The organism is Nostoc sp. JL23, assembly GCF_017115065.1.
Classification (GTDB): domain Bacteria; phylum Cyanobacteriota; class Cyanobacteriia; order Cyanobacteriales; family Nostocaceae; genus Nostoc; species Nostoc punctiforme_A.
Genome location: NZ_JABXKN010000048.1, coordinates 35,950 through 53,984, shown reverse-complemented (window position 1 = coordinate 53,984; position 18,035 = coordinate 35,950). Strand labels below are relative to the sequence as shown.

Genomic DNA, 18,035 nt, shown 5'->3' with positions numbered 1-18,035 from the left:
GTCATGATTTCTATTGGAAAATTGCAGTTTTGTTTCTAAATGAGAACTAACACAACTTCTTTAAGCTTTGAATATTTATCAACCCATTTTACTAATCCCTATGCAACAATACATTTCTCATTTGCTCATACTGGTATTAGGAACAAGTTCAACTTTCCTCGTTACTCCATCTCAAGCTCAAACTCCGGTAAAAACTAACAGTCAAAATCCTGAGAATGTTACTTCCATATCTTCAAGTTCATCTTCGGCTACCCAATTGAGTAATTTTGCCAATTCTACTAATAGCAAACCACCTCTTTTTTCTGAGGCAACTAATAACTCTTCTGCTACTAATGGCAATATAACAGCAAATAAGCCTCGTCCACGGGTTCCTATATTCAGCAGAATTTTTCCCACACCTTCGATGCAGCAATAATTAGCAGCGAAACATTTAGTTTATTTACTTAGGAAATTAGCTCCCCTTCTCTCAAATTTGAGAGAAGGGGTTGGGAGAAGAGGGCAAATTTTGTACTTGTACAAGAGGTCTAATATACTTTGACCTCTCTCCTAAAAGAAAGAAGAGAGGCTTTGAGTGTTAATCCCCAACGCTTGTAGGGAAGTGCTTTTTTTGTTAGATATAGATTGGACTCAACTGAGAACCGCTATATATATTAGTCAGACTCTGATTTGCTTTATGCTTGTAGCTGACAGAGTAGTAAGCCAAACCATCGATTTGGATCTGTCCACACATGAAGAGGTAATAAACCTTGTGCGGTTAGTTGCTGTTTGATAGTATTAAGGTCAAATTTGCGGGAAATTTCGGTGAGGATAGTCTCATCTAGTGCAAAATTAACCTTAAGATTAAGAGCGCGTAATTCTACAATTTGCGATCGCAGGCTGCGTAAATGCATTTCTATTTGATGCTCGCTTTCATTGTAAAATGCTCGGTGTTCAAACTGGGTGGTGTCAAAGTTACCCTCAAATCGCTGATTTAAATGTTCCAGCATATTCAGGTTAAATGCAGCTGTCACTCCCTGGCTGTCATTATAAGCTGGTTCTAAAATCTGTTTTGGCTTTCGTAAATCTATCCCCAATAAAAAATACTCACCTACTTGTAGAGCATTGGTAATTTCAGAGAAGAACACATCACACTCATCAGGGGTAAGATTACCTAAGCTGCTACCAATAAAACAAATCATCCGACTGGGTAATTGCGTCGGTAGGAGTTTTGCAAGGGCTAATTCATAGGTTCCCGCTAGTGCATAAACTTGGAGTAAGGGATAATCTTCTAATAACTGCTTGGCACTACTTTCCAGCATACCTGCACATACATCAATTGGCAGGTAGTGCAGAGGATAGCCTAGTTGCTGGTAGGCATCTAGTAAAATGCGGGTTTTACTAGAACTACCACTGCCAAGTTCTACCAATTCACAAACGCCAGTTATCTTGGCAATTTCACCAGCATACTGCTGTAAAATTGTTGTTTCTGTACGTGTAAGATAATATTCTGGTAAATCACAGATTTGCTCAAACAGATCGGAACCACGGTCATCATAAAAGTAACAAGGGGGTAGAGATTTAGGTGTTTGAGTTAATCCCTTCACTACATCACTCCCAGCACTAGGTGCAACTATTTGAGTTGCTCCTATCAAACGCTCTATCTGCAAGCGTTTTTCAACACTGCTTTGAGAAGTAACCTTGCTGTTAACAGTTTTAGATATCGACATGAAACCTCCGTTTACTTGGCATAATAGGTTACTTTGATAGCAGACCTTTACCCCAATCAGTGAAACACATAGCCATAGTTAATAAAATCATGCTTGAGCAATATAGCTCAAGCTTTAAAGCTATTTTTCAGCATTTTCCCATTAAAATAGTAGCAAGTAAGTGCTTAAGTGCTATGTTCTCGCGGCGATAAAGATTCGATATAGGCAATATGCCCCAAGTACCAGCAAATAGCAGATCGAGTCAGAATGTGGCTTCGTCATATCCTGAAATAGTGCAAAAGTTTTCGAGCGACATTTATCGAAGGTTTGATAAATAGCCTCTTTCATACTAGATTTGCTCAATTTGGATCTCACAGTCTGCTCCCACACTAATGATGCTATTTTCTGGGCAAGCAATCCAATTACCTAGAAATAGAGGTTCAGATGCAATAATTACGGATTGTGGGAAAGTCGGATCGTCTCGTATCCAGTAAAGAGATGGAGGCGGTGAAGTGGTAGCAAAACGAGAAGCTATTAAACGATGTCCGTCACTAAAAACTACATTGAGCGAGGCTTCTACTTGATAGCGTTTTGCCATCTCTAAAAGCGTTAATAATGTGGTGCGTAAGGCATACTCTGGAGGTCGATGTTTGTTAATTTGACTTTGCGAAAGTAACAATGCAAAAATGTGTTCTGAGTCAGTACTGCCATTAATTTTTTCGTAAAATTCTTGGGTTAAAGTGCTGCGAATTTTTCTGTGTAATGTTTTGCGGAAATTTTCGATTCGTCCATTGTGAATAAATAGCTGTTGTTGATGGTTAAATGGCTGACAGTTAGCAAAATCTACGGCTTGTCCTGGTGTAGCACTGCGGACATAAGCAAGTACACACTTTGATTCGACGTAACGGCTGAGACTGGGTAGATTTATATCATTCCAAATAGGTAGGGTATTTTTGTAGATAAAAGGGTCAGTATCTTTTTGATTATGATACCAACCCACACCAAAGCCATCTGCATTTACCACTCCAGAAATCATTTCACGGGGTTGATAACTCTGGACGATGAGTGAGTGTTCTGGTTTATACAGAAGATGTTCTAAAGAAATAGGCGAACCGAGGTAAGCAAGTAAACGGCACATACATACATTATGAATATTCCAACTTCTATTAACACAATTATTGAGCAGCAGCCTTACCCGTTTTTATTCGCTATCATCAGTGGTTCTCACTTATATGGCTTTCCCTCAGCCGATTCTGATTATGACTTGCGTGGTGTGCATATTTTACCAGTTCAAGAAGTAGTGGGATTACAGACTAGAAATGAAACTATTGAAGTTTCAGAAGTTCGCGAATCTTTAGAGATTGATTTAGTAACTCATGATGTAAAAAAATTCTTTTTGATGCTACTTAAAAAGAATGGTTATGTATTAGAACAATTGTATTCTCCTTTAATATTAATAACCTCACCTGAACATGAGGAATTAAAAATTATTGCTAAAAATTGTATTACCCGTCACCATAGCTACCATTATATTGGTTTTGCCGCAACGCAATGGAAACTTTTTGAGAAAGAAAATACGCATCGAATTAAGCCATTGCTTTATGTTTACCGAGTTATATTAACTGGAATTTATCTGATGCAAACAGGATTAGTTGAGTCTAATTTAATGAAGCTAAATGAGATTTTTAATTTACCATATATTTCTGATTTGACCGCCCAAAAATTAGCAGGCACAGAAAAGTCTATTTCGTCAGATATTAATGTAGTTTTTCATCAAAAAGAATATGAACGTCTGCGCAATAAGTTACAGGAGGCATATCAATCTAGTCCATTACCTGAAACACCTTCAGCTTATGCAGATTTGGATAATTTGTTAATACGCCTGAGAGCAAGAAACTATAAAATATAAGCTTTTAACTCCTCAATACTAGCTTTTTTAAAAAAGATAAATTTAGGAATTTTAAATTCTGCGTTACTTCTAAATAACGAAATGAGCTTCTAAAAAATGGAGTTAAGAGTTAAAAACTCTTAACTTCTAACTTTTTTACAACTTCAAATTCCAAGCAGCAAAAGCTAAAGCACCCCAACCTGCAAGAAAGGCTGTGCCGCCTAGTGGTGCGATCGCTCCCAATGATTTAATACCGGTTAAGCTAAGGGCGTACAAGCTACCTGAAAAAATAGCAATGCCAATGATAAACAGCCATCCACTGGCTACGAGTGTGGGTTGAGGGGACTCGCTACGACTAATTAGTATGGCTACTAGAAAAAGTGCTAGAGCATGATACATTTGGTAACGAGCGCCAGTTTCAAAAATTTCTAGCGATCGCTCACTAATCTTTTCCCGCAAGGCATGGGAAGCAAAAGCACCAGCAGCAACTGACAAACCGCCTAAAATGGCAGCTACGCTCAAAAAAATCTGCGTCATTAGACTTAGCCGTAAGTTGGTAAAGTAGTCATTGGTCATTAGTCATTAGTGAATAACAAATGACAAAGAGCGAAGGACAAAGGACAAATGACTAATGACAATTAGACATCAAAATGATATGATACAGCCCCTTCTTCGTTCACCTTAAAGTTTGCATTGAATTCTTTAGCTTTTTCATCTAAATATTGTCTGGCGTGGGCTGCAGGTAGTTGTGACTGTATGGCAAAGCCTAAAACAGTTACGCGCCCGTGATTTTCTTGTAGCATCTCATAAAAAATCGATTGCAGGCGATCGCTAACTTGTTGATTAATCGCCTTTTTCTCCTGCCGACTTTGACGGTACAATCCCAATGCTAACCACGTGCCCAGTGTTAGGGTAGGGACGCCAAAAATTAGACCACCAACAGCAGCATTATTATCTTCATAAGTAGCATTCGGTGCGTTAAACTCATACTCACCCGTGGGTATTATGATGGCTTTACGTGTAGCAAATTTTTCTAATGCCGCGGTTGCTGATAGAGTTACAAACATGAATCCGAGTGTCAGTAGCCAACCGGCAGCTAATTTTTCAGCAGTTTTCATAGTTTCACTTCAGATTTACACTTTGCTTGCGATTTTAACCTGACTTTCATAAAGGTTCCAATATATCAATCTACTCCCGGCAACAGTTTTTTCGCTTTACACAATATTTTTTGCCTGCATTGCTTACTTAATGCAGCGTTGGTTAATACAATGTCACCCGTTATGGTATGAAATTAGAGAAACTAAATAAACAAGAAATTAAATACACCTATGAAACCCTTTGAGTCAGCATCCCCAGAAGTGTGATATTTTCTGTTGAAGCTTCAAAGAAGAAGTTTTATCTAAATAAAACGTAAATATAATTATTAACTTTCACTATTCTCTTGGGAGCAGTTGCGATCGCTTCCTTTGTAAGAACGTATGATTATGTAGAGCGGAAGAATAGCTATTTAGACAAAAACAAAGCTTGATGCCAACGGCAATATCTACCATATCTCAGGTTTGAGATTGTCAAATCGCAGCAAGAAGTCTATTATACCTTTGCTGCGATTTTAACCTTAATTGCGTGTAGCTTCTAGTAGGCGAGAAAAATAGAAGCGAGTTTTCGTCATTGCCCGTCGTTGCAATGAAAAGCCATTACTTTCTAATATTTTCACCACATCAGCCTCACGATGCAAATATGCACGAGTGGCTTTACTTGGCCCAGGAAAGAAACTGCCAATTTTCTTGAGTATACTCAGGGCGCAGGTCTTCGGCGCAAAACTGAGAATTATCCGCGACTGTGCTAAAGAACAAAGGTGAGATATCATCTCATCGGCTTTTTCTTGAGGGTAATGAATGAGAACATCTAGGCAAATAACGGTATGGTAACTACCATTCAATGATTCCAAATCCTGCACAGCAAAAGTGGGATTTTCGGCATTTCCCAAAGTTTGCTTTGCTCTATCTCTGCCTTCTTCTACCATTTTTTCCGAAATATCGGTGGCATAGACTTTGGCACCATCTACTGCCAGGGGAATGCTGAGACTACCGACACCACACCCAGCATCACAGATTGATAGCTCTGGTAAATTGTTATCAGCCTTCAGCCAACCGAGAACTGTATCCACAGTTTGCTGATGTCCATTGCGGATGTCTAATTGGACTTTGTTGACCTCGCCATCGCCGTAGATTCGCTTCCAACGGTCAAACCCTGTGGAATTGAAATACTCGCGAACAATCGTTTTGTCGTCGGCTGCGTTCATAAACTTCGATTTTTAGGGGTTCCCAATGCTTAAAATTATCATTGATAGGAACCCATAAGAGCGGTCTTCCAGATTTTTCCAGATGATAATTCGCCGATAAGCAAGGATACTTACGTACATAGAGGAACTCTGGGTGTCGAATTCCAGTCCAGACGCGCAAAATTGAAGTTGTACTGGCTTAACAAGCAAAATACTGAATTTAGTTTAGGTTTTATGGCTTTTAGATATACTTTTTGCCCATAACAGCGATTTATTTTGAAATAAATCACCAAATTGCGATATTTATACAATTACTTTGGATTGGTCTATATTACCAAATTTGATGTTGTAATTTCATAAGCTGTTGGCATTATTTTTCCGTTTAAATCATTGTTCAGCTAATATTTGTTTATTTAAATTAAAACTGCTATTTTTATATGGTTTCACAATTGAGAATTGCTAAATACTATTTATAGCTATTTAAATACCCATAATTTTTACAACCTCAAATCTCATCAAAATTTATATCTATGGATATAAAAAATACCTCCTTAAGATAGAATTGAATTGCGATCGCAACATTTATGCTGTTAAAAATTTAATTATATGTAAATAATGAAACTTAAATATATAAAAAAATTAAGTAAAATTTCGTATGCTTCTTGTACATCTACTATCTAGGCTGATTTATTACACATGACACTTAACTCACTCACAGACAGTCCTATCGTTGCATTTACAATTCTCCTAACAGTAATCTTTACTATACCTCCGATATTTGAGCGATTGCGACTACCTGGATTAGTGGGTTTGTTAGTAGCAGGCGTAGTCTTAGGACAAAATGGACTAAAGTTGTTAAATCCTGAGTCAGAAACTATCAATTTACTCTCGGATATTGGCAAGATTTATTTGATGTTTGTGGCAGGTTTGGAAATTGACTTAGAGCAGTTCCGTAAAACTAGAAATCGCTCAATTGGGTTTGGTATACTGACATTCTTAGTACCATTAATTGCTGGCATTGCTGTTGGACGTTTATTCAATTTTAGTTGGAATGCCTCCTTCCTAATTGGTTCTCTACTAGCATCTCATACACTCTTAGCGTATCCAATTGTGAGTCGTTTGGGAGTAGTAACAAATGAAGCTGTAACCGTCACAATTGGGGCAACAATTTTTACTGACACAGGTGCTTTGTTAGTCTTAGCAATTTGTGTGGGAATTCATGGAGGGCAATTCTCTGCCTTAAGTTTAGCTACTTTATTAGGAGGATTAGCAATTTACAGATTTTGAAACAGATAGTTTGACAACTTGGTGGGAAAGTAATGAATCTCAACTAGTAGAGAAAAAACCAGATCCATTTACTGTAGTAGTACCAATATATAACCCTCAAACACAGCGTTATCTAATAGAAATGGCAGCACTGCTGGCTAGTCATGAATCTGGAAAAATTGTGCCATTAGCTATTACTAAAGCGCATATTCACATGGATGATCCACAATTAGTAACAGCACTCGACCAGAGCCAGCAAAGATTAACTTTAGCTAAAGAAATAAGTCAAGAATTTGATGTAGAAGTTTCGCCTGCAAATCGGATTGATGATGATATAGCTTTGGCAATTAGCCGCACCAGTCGAGAACAAAACGCTAGTTTAGTAGTGATGGGTTGGTCGCGGACAACAGGTTTGCGTGCCCGCTTATTTGGTAATGTCATTGATAGCGTGTTTTGGTCTTCTCACTGTCCGGTTGCAGTTACACGCCTCTTGAGCAGTCCCAAGACAATCCAAAGAATTCTTGTACCAGTTGGAGATTTAACGCGCCAAACCATTGGTGCTTTAAGGTTTGCCCAGATTTTGGCTGATGTTAATCAGGCGGAAGTTGTGCTGTTACACGTATGCGATCGCAAATCACCCCCAAATCGAGTAGAAAAATTTGTGTCTCAATTGTCTGACATCGCTTCTAAAAGCCAGTTACAGGTGAATACGAATATCCAAACAATCAGGGGTGATGATGTCGCTAGAGTCGTTATTCGGGAAGCTCAGGCGTTTGATTTAGCAGTATTACGTTCCGTTCGTTACAGCACTTGCGTCTGTTATGAGGTACAATAAATTAAAATATAAATACCTTTAAATGAAGTCATACTCTGTCGATCTTCGAGAAAAAATAGTTGCAGCACATCTTTAAAAAAACATCTCAATCAGAAAAGTAGCTAACATATTTTCCGTCTCAAAAAGTTTAGTTCAAAAGCTTGTAAAGCAACAAAAGCTTGAAGGAAATTTACAATCCAAGCCGCGAGGAAAACCACAATTTAGTCATCTAACAAATGCTGACATAGAGCCCGTGAGAATTAGTTGAATCAAATCCCGATGCAACATTGATAGAGTTGTGTGAATTATTCGCAGACAAGACTGGCAATTGGGTAGGTCAAAGTGCAATGTGTCGTGCGTTACAGAAATTAGGATTAAATCGGAAAAAAAAACAAAGCGGAGTACCCAAGCAGGCACAGAGCGAGTCCTAAATTTAAGATTAGATTATTGGGAAAAGGTCAAACATATAGAGTCAGAAAATTTAGTATTTTTGGACGAAACTGGTATTCTACTTGGGTTAACGAGGACTCATGCCCGTTCACAAATGGGAACAAGGGCCTACTCTCTCAATCCCTTTTATAGAGGATCACTCATTTACAGTAATTGGAGCAATTAGTATTAAAAAAGTAGTTGCATTAATGACAATGAATAACTCAATGGACGGCATTGCATTTGAATTGTTTGTTGAGAAGTTTTTAGTGCCAAATTTATGGTCAGAAGCAGTGGTAGTAATGGATAATTTATCCGCACATAAACTAGATTCAATTGTGCCAATGATTGAAGCTGTAGGTGCGAAGGTTATTTGTTTATCCTCATACTCTCCCGATTTTAATCCCATTGAATTATGGTGGTCACAACTTAAATCTTTTTTACGTAGTTTCACTCCAACTACAACAGAAATGGTTGATAAACTAATCTCAGTTGCACTTGATTTAATAAATCCTCAACATTTAAGAAACTGGTTTGCAAGTTGCTGCTACTGTACCTCATAACAGCCGTAAATGCTGTATCGCACAGCCGGGGGATTAGCAGTCAGCGAAGTGACAACGCAGATGATTCAAGAATTGAAATGCTCAATTGTGTTGTTGGGAGAGCCTCATTCGTAATGTGCGAGTTAACGCCAGTAAAAAGGGAAAAGTCAAAATACTTGCGATCGCTTTTGTCTCAGTGATGGGAATCGGCAAGAGCGATCGCGTGGTTTGATAACTATTCTCCAAATTGCTCTTTAGACAATAACGGCTCAAATGATTGGTAAGCCTCATAGTTCCGAAAATGCCGAGCATACAAATCAACAATATCCTCAGATGAATTAAAGTCATCATACAAAACTGAATTCACGTCTACTACTTGCTGTAAAGACCAAGTAATAGTTTCTCCATTTTCATTTGTATAGCTGACACTTTCATTTTTACCATGATTCAAAGCCTTTACTTTTGCTTGTTCTAAAGAAGCGGCTTTAATCAAAACAAAGCTTTCTTGGTACAACGGTTGACGATCGGGTTTATCTGAAGATGATTTGTAGAGAATTATAGCAATATAGAAAGATTCTGCTTTATTTACACTTTTAGTTTCCATTTCATGTTCTCTCCAGCTATTTTTTGAATCTATTATCATTCAATAACTTCCAAGCTTTTTTACCACTAGCCGATCTGTTTTTCTTGATGTCTTCTAAATAAGAGTTCAGAAACTCGCTGGGAAACTCCCGCCTAATCGATGCTTTTCGGCACACACTAATAAAAGTATCAGCAAACAAACTTAAGTTATCGTTGGCTTCACAACTAGCCCCTGGTCTAAATTGGCTTATTAGTAAGGATTGCTGAGATAAACTTGGATTGCTGTAATTATAGGTTAAAGCCTGGGAGTGAGCAGCAATAGGTTGCATAAGCAATCCCATAGTTAACAGACTGACCAATGGTTTTTGCAGCATATAGTTGAAAAATAGCCGACTATTTCTGTTTTCATAAGAAGATAGTGAATTAATATTACCGCCTAAACCAACTGCGTACCCAATGCCATAACCGACGCAACCACACCCAAAACCCACGACGGGAGACTAGAGACGTTTTTGGTTGTGAAAGATATTCAATTGCATTGTTGCAATCTTGTATCTTCGCATCGATTTCTAGCGCCTGATATAGTTCACGAGCATTGCTATAAGCACCCAGCGCGTCTGATTCCCTATTGACGTATTCTAATACCAAACCTAAGTTAAACCAAGCGTCTGCTTGCCCCTTGCGATCGCCTATTTCTCTAGCTATCTCCAAAGACTTCTGTTGAAACTCTATTGCCTGCTGATATTGCCCTAAGCAGCGATAAGCAATACCTAAATTGCCCAAACAATTAGTTTCCCCCTGACGATCTATCTCTTTAACTATCTTTAATTGCTGCTCAAAGAATTCAATTGCTTGGTTGTATTCTTTCAAGCCATGATAAGAATTGCCCAAATTACCTAAACAGCTAGCTTCCCAATTAGAATCGTCTAGCTCTTGGGCTAACTCCAAAGACTGCTGGTGAAACTCAATTGCTTGCAAGTATTCCCCCAAATATTGATACGCATTACCCAAATTGCCCATTAATTTGGCTTCTTGATTGCGATAACGCATCTCCTTGAGATCCTTGACTATCCTCAAAGACTGCTGGAAAAACTCAATTGCTTGCTTGTATTGTTCTCGCTGGCGGTGAACAAGTCCTAAGATATTTAAAGAAGCAGCTTTCACATTTGGGTAGTCTATCTCTCTAGCTATCTCCAATGACTGCTGGCAAAACTTAATTGCCTGGAAGTAATCTCCCAATAAATAATAAGAATTGCCTAAATTAGTGAAAGCAGCCAGATAAATCCAGTGTTCTCTTTCTCCCGTTTTTTCCCACGCTTCTATCAACTGCCTATATAAATAAACTTGATCTGTATAATAACCCCGCAAGGTCAAAAAATCATTGCAAGCGTCTAATACATCAAATGCCGAGTCATAATTTTCTAGTTGATACCAGTGATAAAAAATTTCTAAATATTCCTTGATATCTTCTTTAGTCTGCCAAGGTTGTTGTTTAACATTCAAAAGATAGTAATAAATAGCTCGTTGATGCACCTCTGTCTGATCACCAGCCTTATACCGCGCATACTCCAACACCACAGGCTGAAACTCAAACCGCCTCTTACCATTGAGCTTTTCTGACAACAGAGAACGCTTAACCAAATTCCTCAATTCTCCCTCAATCTCTGTTTTTGAACTTCCCGGCAACACTGCCACTGCTGCTGCACTATCAACAGCACCACGATAAACGCTAATATTGAGCAATAAATAAAGTCTTTTGCAATTCACTCAATCGCTCAAAACTGGCATCCAACACCAACACCATCCCCACATTTTCCCGGCGATGCACACCTACCACTTGGGGATCTGTCAACAACTGTCGCAAATTCCCTAAGCCTAAATCTGCCAATCTTCTTAAATCAGGGTCTTGGGAATATTCTTCTTTTAATAAATCTGCTACCAATCTCAACAGCAAAGGATGCCCATCTACCAATTCGACAAAATCCCCTAAATCCCCGCGAATGTTTAATGCAGTTAACAGTGCTACCCCTTCTGCGACTTGTAAACCTTTCAGGGGTAGCCACTCAAAGCCTTTTAATTCTGGTCTTTCCCTAGTGGTAATTATTACCTTACTATTAGCGCCATATTCCACCCAAGCATTGAAAAAGTCGCTGTAGAATTGACTTCCCCACTGTCTATCTGGCTGCAATAAACTCTCCAGGTTGTCAATGATCAGTAAATATTGCCCAGATTGCAGACACTTAACTAGCGCCTGCATTAACTGCGCTTCTTGTTCTGGAATCGGAAAGCCAAATTCACTGAGAACTTGACGGACTAAATCGCTAAAACCTGCGCCATAACTAACATCTGCCCAAAATCTCTTAGGGAAACCCTCAATTTCATCATAAATTTTAGCCGCTAGCATCGATTTACCCGTGCCACCGATGCCTTCTATGCCAATTAGGAATGTATTTTTATCAGTTAACCATTGCTGTATTTGGGCAATTTCTGTTTTCCGTCCCTGCCAGTAAGCCAAACTTTTATTAGGGTTTCCTGCTTTAAGAACCCCTGGCGATTCTGGTTGAGAGATTTGTTGTAATCGCTCTAGTACTGGTTCTATTCGGTCAACAATAATCTTGACTTCTGCTGCATTTATCTGTCCTACTTGAGTTACCTTACTGTCACCGTAGGCAGTGAGATTCATTTCAATGTTGTTCGAGTTACTAGGGCTAGGTTCCTCTGCCATTGCTTACATTAAGTAAAAATTTTGCTTGATATTGTGGCTGTGAACTCCGCCGTTCGTGTTCAGAACTCGACCATTTCTGTTTAGAACTCGACCATTTCTGTTTAGAACTCGGCCGTTCCTGTTTAGAACTCGGCCGTTCCTGTTTAGAACTCGGCCGTTTCTGTTTAGAACTCGACCGTTTCTGTTCAGAACTCGACCGTTTCTGTTCAGAACTCGACCGTTTCTGTTTAGAACTCGACCGTTTCTGTTCGGAACTCGGAACATCAAAATTGTTAGGGTGGGCAGTATTCTGCATACGTGTCAATTTAAGCTAAAACTCTGTCAAAACCTCGTTTACAGCCTCTGGCTGGAAATGCTGATCATTGCGGCTCTGCCGCAAGTCAGAAGGCGGAGCCTTCGATAGACATTCCCAGCCAGAGACTGGGAACGAGACAACCAAACAAACCGCCCTTTTAAATGTCTACCCTATTTAATTAAAAACTTACTTGGTTTGCGTCAATCTTCCCAACTTGCTTCACCGTACTTTGGTCGTAAGCATTCGCACTGACCTGAATATTGTCTCCGGGTTTGTCAGTCGATGCTTGCAAAATTTTAGCTATTTCCTCTGCAAGTACTGTATCCGCTTCTAAAATCTTCTTGAGTTGCACTCGCAAACTTGCTTGTAAATCTTCATCTTCTGGCTTTTGCGCCACATCCGTTGCTGCTTCCTTCGCTGCTTCCTTAGCCTCTACTTTGGGATGTAACTTTCCCCAAATTGCCTTGGCTGTATTCCAAACATCCTCACCTACTTTCTGAGATGCCCCTTCTACGGCTTTATTACCTACATTCAACAAAAATGGCAGACAGGGAGCGAGAAATTTAACGAGTAGAGCTATATCCATTGGTTTACAATGTCTATTTCATAAATGTACATTTTTACTGAGTATATTAACGCTTCTTCCCCTGTCACCTTGATTCTTTTAGCTTGATGCAAAATTTAGCCCAAGAATCGCTGCCAAGTTAATTCTTTTGTCGCTTCATCCCAATGCCAGCGTAATAAATTAGCGGGTTGACTCTTGGCAATTCCAGGCAAACCAATTGCTTGTCTAGGTGCATCTGTAGCTAATAAAATGGCAGTCTCTACATCACAAATTCCCCACTTCACCAAATTCTGCACTCCCACTAATAAGGGTAAAGTCGTCCCCGATAAGGTGCCATCCGCTAGTCGTGCTGTACCGTTTTTAACTTCAATTTGCCGACTGTCCCAAGGATACACGCCATCGGGTAGCCCCAGAGGTGAAAGGGCATCACTCACAAGGAACAGCCCTTTCTCTTGATAGCTAGCGCGAAGTAATATTTGCAGCATCGTGGGCGAAACATGTTCACCATCAGCAATAAAACCACACATCACATCAGGATGAGTAATTGCTGCCCCTAATAATCCTGGTTCGCGGTGATGCAATGGTGGCATGGCATTGAAAGCATGAGTTACCATCGTTGCACCGAGTTCAAAAGCAAGTTGCGCTTGGGCTGATGTTGCCTGAGAATGTCCTAAGCTAACGGTAATTCCCAAAGAACGCAAATATGGAATTACTTCGCCAGTGGGATCTAACTCCGGCGCTAAGGTGATGACTTTTACGACGTGGGCATAATCTCCCAAAACCCGCTTTACCTCGTCAATTGTTAAGGATAATAAGTACTCTGCTGGGTGTGCGCCGCGCTTTTGGTAATTCAAAAATGGGCCTTCTAAATGAACTCCGAGAATCTTGGCACCTGCTTGTTTACAGGGGATAATATCAGCAATCACAGCAAGCGATCGCTGAATCTTTTCTACTGAAGTTGTCACAAGTGTCGGTAAAAATCCATCTACCCCCACATCCCACAAAAATTGCTTTATTTTCTGGAGTACATGAGCATTTTCAGCCGTCAAATCAGGAAATGCCAATCCCAAAGCACCGTTAATTTGCAAATCAACGCCACCCAATGAAATCCAGTCGCCAGCTACATCGATTACGGATGCACGGCTGTGCGTCCCTACTGTACCCATTGGCAAGATTTGCTCAATTATGCCCTCTTGATTAACCAAGAGCATCTGCAAATCTTTGTAACCAGACACTCTAGCATTGATAATAATATCTACAGGATTTTGTGTTGCTTGGGTCATCACACTGGCGAGAATAGAGCTAAATCTGATTTTAGATGCAACCAACATCAATGAATCAATTCAAACAACGCCAATAGATGAGATGATGATCCGCATCACCTAGCTTCCATAAGCTAGTTCAAATAATTTTGAATTTTGAATTTTGAATTATTATGACTCCCTTAGTTGGTATTATCATGGGCAGCGATTCCGATTTGCCCACTATGAAAGATGCGATTGCAGTTTGTGAAGAATTTGAAGTTGAGAGCGAAGTTGCGATCGTTTCGGCTCACCGCACCCCAGAACGTATGGTGCAATATGCTCAACTTGCACACCAACGCGGTATTAAGGTAATTATTGCTGGTGCCGGTGGTGCTGCCCATCTACCTGGAATGGTAGCGTCTTTAACTCCCCTTCCTGTCATTGGTGTTCCTGTACCCACTCGTAACTTACAAGGTGTAGATTCTTTGTATTCTATTTTACAGATGCCTGGTGGTATTCCTGTGGCAACAGTAGCGATCGGTAATGCCAAAAATGCCGGTCTTTTAGCAATACAAATCCTCGCAACTCATCAACCAGAATTGTTAGAAAAAGTGCAACAATATCGTCAAACCCTATGTGAATCAGTAATTGCAAAGCAAGCAAAACTAGAAAAACTAGGCTATGAACAATATTTACAGCAGATGTTTTAATAAGTTTTAACACCAGAGCAGCAGGGAAGCAGAGGGGCAGAGGAGCAGCGAAAGAATTCCTAACTCTTGACTTAATGACAAATGACAAATGACAAATGACAAACCAAACTATTCAGATTGTTGCCCGTATTATTGCTTTGCCTAACAAAGTAGAAGAACTAAAAGCCGTACTGTTGGAACTCATTGAGCCAACCCGTCAGGAAGTAGGTGCGATCGAGTATAAACTTTTGCAAAACCAATACGATCCAACAGACTTTACTTTTGTAGAGGAGTGGACTTCCAATGAAGCCCTGAATACTCATCTAGATTCGCCTCATTTCCAAGCGGCAGCAGCTAAACTCGAAGGTTTAGTGACTGCTGCACCAGATATCCGCCGCTACCATCTTTTGGCATAGTGCGATCTTGCTAACTAGAAGCAGACTCTTTATTTTTGGCGATAATTTGGAGTATCTCAGCTTTAAATTCTAAGATTGAAGCGATCGCTCCAGAATCATGCAGCATTCTGAAGTATCTTGATCCTGAGGCCTTAGTCAAAAATTGAGAGCTGCAACATCCATGTGCCAACTGCTCGGAATGAATTGCAATGTTCCAACGGATATTTGCTTTTCTTTTGAAGGGTTTTCTGCACGGGGAGGAAAAACGGATGACCATCGCGATGGTTGGGGCATTGCTTTCTTTGAAGGAAAGGGATGTCGAATGTTTTTAGATGCCCAACCTTCTGTTGCTTCTCCGGTAGCGGAGTTTGTACGGAGTTATCCGATCCACTCAACCCATGTCATAGCCCACATCCGCAAAGCTACTCAGGGTGAAATTGCCCTACACAACTGCCATCCTTTCCGCAGGGAATTGTGGGGTCAGTATTGGGTGTTTGCCCACAACGGTAATTTGCCAGATTTTGATCCAGAAAATTTGGGCTTTTATCAAGCCGTAGGTGATACCGATAGTGAAAAAGCATTCTGCATGATGCTAGAAACATTGCGATCGCGCTTTCCTAAAGGTAAGCCTGACATAAAGGAACTGTATTTTGTGCTGCAAGAAATTACTGCTGTAATTGCGAAAGTAGGTATATTTAATTACTTATTATCAGATGGAGAACACTTTTTTGCTTATTGCTCAACTAAACTCAGCTACATTGTTCGCCAAGCGCCTTTTGCCGCTGCCCATTTAATTGACCAAGACATGACTGTAGATTTTCGAGAGGTGACTACTGAACGCGATCGTGTCGCTGTGATTGCTACTACACCTCTCACTGACAACGAAGTTTGGACACAAATTCAACCTGGAGAATTACTAGTTTTTCAGGACGGGCTGCCTCTGAAATACAGCAGAAGTCAGAATACAGAATTCAGAATTCAGGAGTAAAACACGCTTTATACCTGATTAACAGACGAATCGTTGTGTACCTAACTTTCCTTCAAATCTGCTGTATGTATTCAGTTAATAATAAGTAGTTAATCTATTTTTCCCATTTAGATAATTTCTAGATGGGTTTTGTTTTTGATACTGATACTATTCATAACTTACTTAATTTTGTTGCGCTGCGTTGAGCAAAGCCGATGTCTAAAATGGGCTACCCCTACGCTACAACACACTGTTATCAAAAATTAGCTATTCCCTAGCAAGTTGCTTGATACACTAGATCACTGATTGCGAGCGCAATTTGATAGTTGAAATTGAAAGTATTTTTAATTGCTCACAAAACTGATAAAATCTCCATATTCTTTGTCAAAAATATGATGTTTTTTAGTATTTGTAACTAGATATATGGAATCATCCAGTATCATAAATATGATATAACTGTATTCCCATCAGTTATCTGTAGATTTAGTGGAGGAAATAGAATGAGTTTGTGGCAACGCCCACTGAAAAGATTACAAGCGATAGCTGAACATAGAACGTATCGGTTCAGACTAAGTTCGCTCAAAGGCTTTGTATCACTCTTTTTGGTAGGGACTGTATTGAGTGTGGCGCTTGCCGCCTGCTCTGGTGGTGGAACTGGCAGTAATTCTGCCTCTGAAACCCCTGGTGCTAGTGCTACCCCTGTAGCTGCCAGTAAAGATAATGTTGAATTAACTCTAGTTTCCTTTGCTGTCACCAAAGCAGCTCATGAAGCCATTATTCCTAAGTTTGTAGAACAGTGGAAGAAAGATCATAATCAAACTGTCGTCTTCAAGCAAAGCTATGGCGGATCTGGTTCCCAAACTCGCGCTGTTATTGATGGTTTGGAAGCAGATGTTGTCCACTTGGCATTAGCTGGAGATACCACAAAGATTGAGAAGGCTGGATTAATTCAGCCAGGATGGGAAAAAGAAGTTCCCAACAATGGTATTGTCTCCAAATCAGTTGCAGCATTAGTCACTCGTCAAGGCAATCCTAAAGGTATCAAGAACTGGGCAGATTTAGCCAAAGATGGTGTCAAATTGATTACTGCTAATCCCAAAACTTCCGGCGGTGCTAAGTGGAATTTCTTAGCACTATGGGATTCTGTAATTAAAACAGGTGGCGATGAGGCTAAAGCTACTGAATTTGTGACTAAAGTTTACAAAAATGTGCCAATCTTGCCTAAAGATGCACGGGAAGCTACTGATACATTTGCCAAGCAAGGGCAGGGTGATGTCTTAATTAACTACGAAAACGAAGTTATTTTGGCACAGCAAAAGGGCGAAAAGGTTGAGTATGTCGTTCCCGATGTGAATATATCCATCGACAATCCGATCGCTGTGGTAGATAAAAACGTCGATAAGCATGGAACCCGCGAAGTTGCTGAAGGTTTTGTGAAATACCTCTATAGCCCAGAAGCACAGCAAGAGTTTGTCAAATTGGGATTCCGTCCTGTGGATGAGACTTTAGCTCAAACCAAGGAAGTCACAGACAAATTTCCCAAGCTGAAAACTTTGGGTACAGTTGCAGACTTAGGCGGTTGGGAAGCAATTGATAAGAAGTTCTTCGCAGATGGGGGCGTGTTTGACAAAATTCAAGCCCAAAAATAACGGTAATTAGTCATTAGTC

General features: G+C 39.9%; 20 protein-coding genes and 1 pseudogene. 7 read left to right on the top strand and 14 right to left on the bottom strand.

Features of this window, described 5'->3' with window-relative positions; genetic code table 11:
- Positions 1 to 201: 201 nt before the first annotated feature.
- From HWQ42_RS09835 to egtC, 3 genes are all read right to left on the bottom strand, one after another.
- On the bottom strand, positions 202 to 396 hold the full coding sequence (locus HWQ42_RS09835) for a hypothetical protein (protein ID WP_292811395.1): 195 nt from the start codon (positions 394 to 396) through the stop codon (positions 202 to 204).
- A gap of 275 nt (positions 397 to 671) precedes the next feature.
- Positions 672 to 1,706 (bottom strand): L-histidine N(alpha)-methyltransferase, encoded by a 1,035-nt coding sequence (egtD, locus tag HWQ42_RS09830; RefSeq protein WP_292811393.1) that lies wholly within the window; start codon positions 1,704 to 1,706, stop codon positions 672 to 674.
- 328 nt (positions 1,707 to 2,034) lie between these two features.
- Positions 2,035 to 2,823: an ergothioneine biosynthesis protein EgtC gene (gene egtC / locus HWQ42_RS09825; RefSeq protein WP_292811391.1), complete on the bottom strand. Its 789-nt coding sequence runs from the start codon at positions 2,821 to 2,823 to the stop codon at positions 2,035 to 2,037.
- Between the two features lie 9 nt (positions 2,824 to 2,832).
- On the opposite strand from egtC, the gene HWQ42_RS09820 reads away from it, so the two are divergent.
- A complete protein-coding gene (locus HWQ42_RS09820) occupies positions 2,833 to 3,594 on the top strand; it encodes a nucleotidyltransferase domain-containing protein (RefSeq protein ID WP_292811389.1) in 762 nt (253 codons plus the stop codon).
- A 135-nt stretch (positions 3,595 to 3,729) separates the two neighbouring features.
- Here HWQ42_RS09820 and HWQ42_RS09815 read toward each other — a convergent pair whose 3' ends face one another.
- The 3 genes from HWQ42_RS09815 to bchM all read right to left on the bottom strand — a co-directional run bounded on the left by HWQ42_RS09815 (position 3,730) and on the right by bchM (position 5,875).
- The gene (locus HWQ42_RS09815) at positions 3,730 to 4,110 is read right to left on the bottom strand and encodes a DUF423 domain-containing protein (protein ID WP_292811387.1); all 381 of its coding nucleotides are present in this window, start codon (positions 4,108 to 4,110) and stop codon (positions 3,730 to 3,732) included.
- Between the two features lie 101 nt (positions 4,111 to 4,211).
- Positions 4,212 to 4,691 (bottom strand): hypothetical protein, encoded by a 480-nt coding sequence (locus tag HWQ42_RS09810; RefSeq protein ID WP_292811384.1) that lies wholly within the window; start codon positions 4,689 to 4,691, stop codon positions 4,212 to 4,214.
- 497 nt (positions 4,692 to 5,188) lie between these two features.
- Positions 5,189 to 5,875 carry a magnesium protoporphyrin IX methyltransferase gene (gene bchM, locus HWQ42_RS09805; RefSeq protein ID WP_292732063.1) on the bottom strand — a complete coding sequence of 229 codons (687 nt, stop codon included), beginning with the start codon at positions 5,873 to 5,875 and terminating at the stop codon, positions 5,189 to 5,191.
- A 675-nt stretch (positions 5,876 to 6,550) separates the two neighbouring features.
- Between bchM and HWQ42_RS09800 the strand changes: the two are divergent.
- Together HWQ42_RS09800 and HWQ42_RS09795 are read left to right on the top strand one after the other, a co-directional pair.
- A pseudogene (locus HWQ42_RS09800) lies at positions 6,551 to 7,931 on the top strand (cation:proton antiporter); the annotation flags it as partial.
- A gap of 533 nt (positions 7,932 to 8,464) precedes the next feature.
- Positions 8,465 to 8,926, top strand: coding sequence for a transposase (locus tag HWQ42_RS09795; protein WP_292811382.1), 462 nt, complete (start codon positions 8,465 to 8,467; stop codon positions 8,924 to 8,926).
- Positions 8,927 to 9,007: 81 nt separating this feature from the next.
- Here the strand turns inward: HWQ42_RS09795 and HWQ42_RS09790 are convergent, their stop codons facing one another.
- The 8 genes from HWQ42_RS09790 to nagA form a co-directional block, all read right to left on the bottom strand.
- Positions 9,008 to 9,151: a hypothetical protein gene (locus HWQ42_RS09790; RefSeq protein WP_292811380.1), complete on the bottom strand. Its 144-nt coding sequence runs from the start codon at positions 9,149 to 9,151 to the stop codon at positions 9,008 to 9,010.
- Positions 9,141 to 9,509: a DUF4288 domain-containing protein gene (locus HWQ42_RS09785; protein WP_292811378.1), complete on the bottom strand. Its 369-nt coding sequence runs from the start codon at positions 9,507 to 9,509 to the stop codon at positions 9,141 to 9,143. Before HWQ42_RS09785 ends, HWQ42_RS09790 begins: the two co-directional genes overlap by 11 nt.
- 16 nt (positions 9,510 to 9,525) lie before the next feature.
- Entirely contained in the window at positions 9,526 to 9,816 is a 291-nt protein-coding gene (locus HWQ42_RS09780) for a hypothetical protein (RefSeq protein ID WP_292811376.1), read from the bottom strand.
- 100 nt (positions 9,817 to 9,916) lie between these two features.
- A complete protein-coding gene (locus HWQ42_RS09775) occupies positions 9,917 to 11,254 on the bottom strand; it encodes a tetratricopeptide repeat protein (RefSeq protein WP_292811374.1) in 1,338 nt (445 codons plus the stop codon).
- Positions 11,217 to 12,212 carry an NB-ARC domain-containing protein gene (locus HWQ42_RS09770; protein ID WP_292811371.1) on the bottom strand — a complete coding sequence of 332 codons (996 nt, stop codon included), beginning with the start codon at positions 12,210 to 12,212 and terminating at the stop codon, positions 11,217 to 11,219. The genes HWQ42_RS09775 and HWQ42_RS09770 overlap by 38 nt, the downstream gene beginning before the upstream one ends.
- Positions 12,196 to 12,507 carry a hypothetical protein gene (locus tag HWQ42_RS09765; RefSeq protein WP_292811369.1) on the bottom strand — a complete coding sequence of 104 codons (312 nt, stop codon included), beginning with the start codon at positions 12,505 to 12,507 and terminating at the stop codon, positions 12,196 to 12,198. The genes HWQ42_RS09770 and HWQ42_RS09765 overlap by 17 nt, the downstream gene beginning before the upstream one ends.
- Before the next feature lie 178 nt (positions 12,508 to 12,685).
- Entirely contained in the window at positions 12,686 to 13,093 is a 408-nt protein-coding gene (locus HWQ42_RS09760) for a hypothetical protein (RefSeq protein WP_292811367.1), read from the bottom strand.
- Between the two features lie 95 nt (positions 13,094 to 13,188).
- Complete coding sequence (nagA, locus tag HWQ42_RS09755) at positions 13,189 to 14,355, bottom strand: N-acetylglucosamine-6-phosphate deacetylase (RefSeq protein ID WP_292811556.1); 1,167 nt, start codon at positions 14,353 to 14,355, stop codon at positions 13,189 to 13,191.
- A gap of 152 nt (positions 14,356 to 14,507) precedes the next feature.
- Here nagA and purE point away from each other — a divergent pair, with 152 nt between their 5' ends.
- From purE to HWQ42_RS09735, 4 genes are all read left to right on the top strand, one after another.
- Positions 14,508 to 15,026, top strand: coding sequence for a 5-(carboxyamino)imidazole ribonucleotide mutase (purE, locus tag HWQ42_RS09750; RefSeq protein WP_292811365.1), 519 nt, complete (start codon positions 14,508 to 14,510; stop codon positions 15,024 to 15,026).
- A 95-nt stretch (positions 15,027 to 15,121) separates the two neighbouring features.
- Positions 15,122 to 15,421: a putative quinol monooxygenase gene (locus HWQ42_RS09745; protein WP_292811363.1), complete on the top strand. Its 300-nt coding sequence runs from the start codon at positions 15,122 to 15,124 to the stop codon at positions 15,419 to 15,421.
- A 160-nt stretch (positions 15,422 to 15,581) separates the two neighbouring features.
- Complete coding sequence (locus HWQ42_RS09740) at positions 15,582 to 16,388, top strand: class II glutamine amidotransferase (protein ID WP_292811361.1); 807 nt, start codon at positions 15,582 to 15,584, stop codon at positions 16,386 to 16,388.
- A gap of 479 nt (positions 16,389 to 16,867) precedes the next feature.
- Entirely contained in the window at positions 16,868 to 18,016 is a 1,149-nt protein-coding gene (locus HWQ42_RS09735; protein ID WP_292811359.1) for a sulfate ABC transporter substrate-binding protein, read from the top strand.
- Positions 18,017 to 18,035 lie beyond the last annotated feature (19 nt).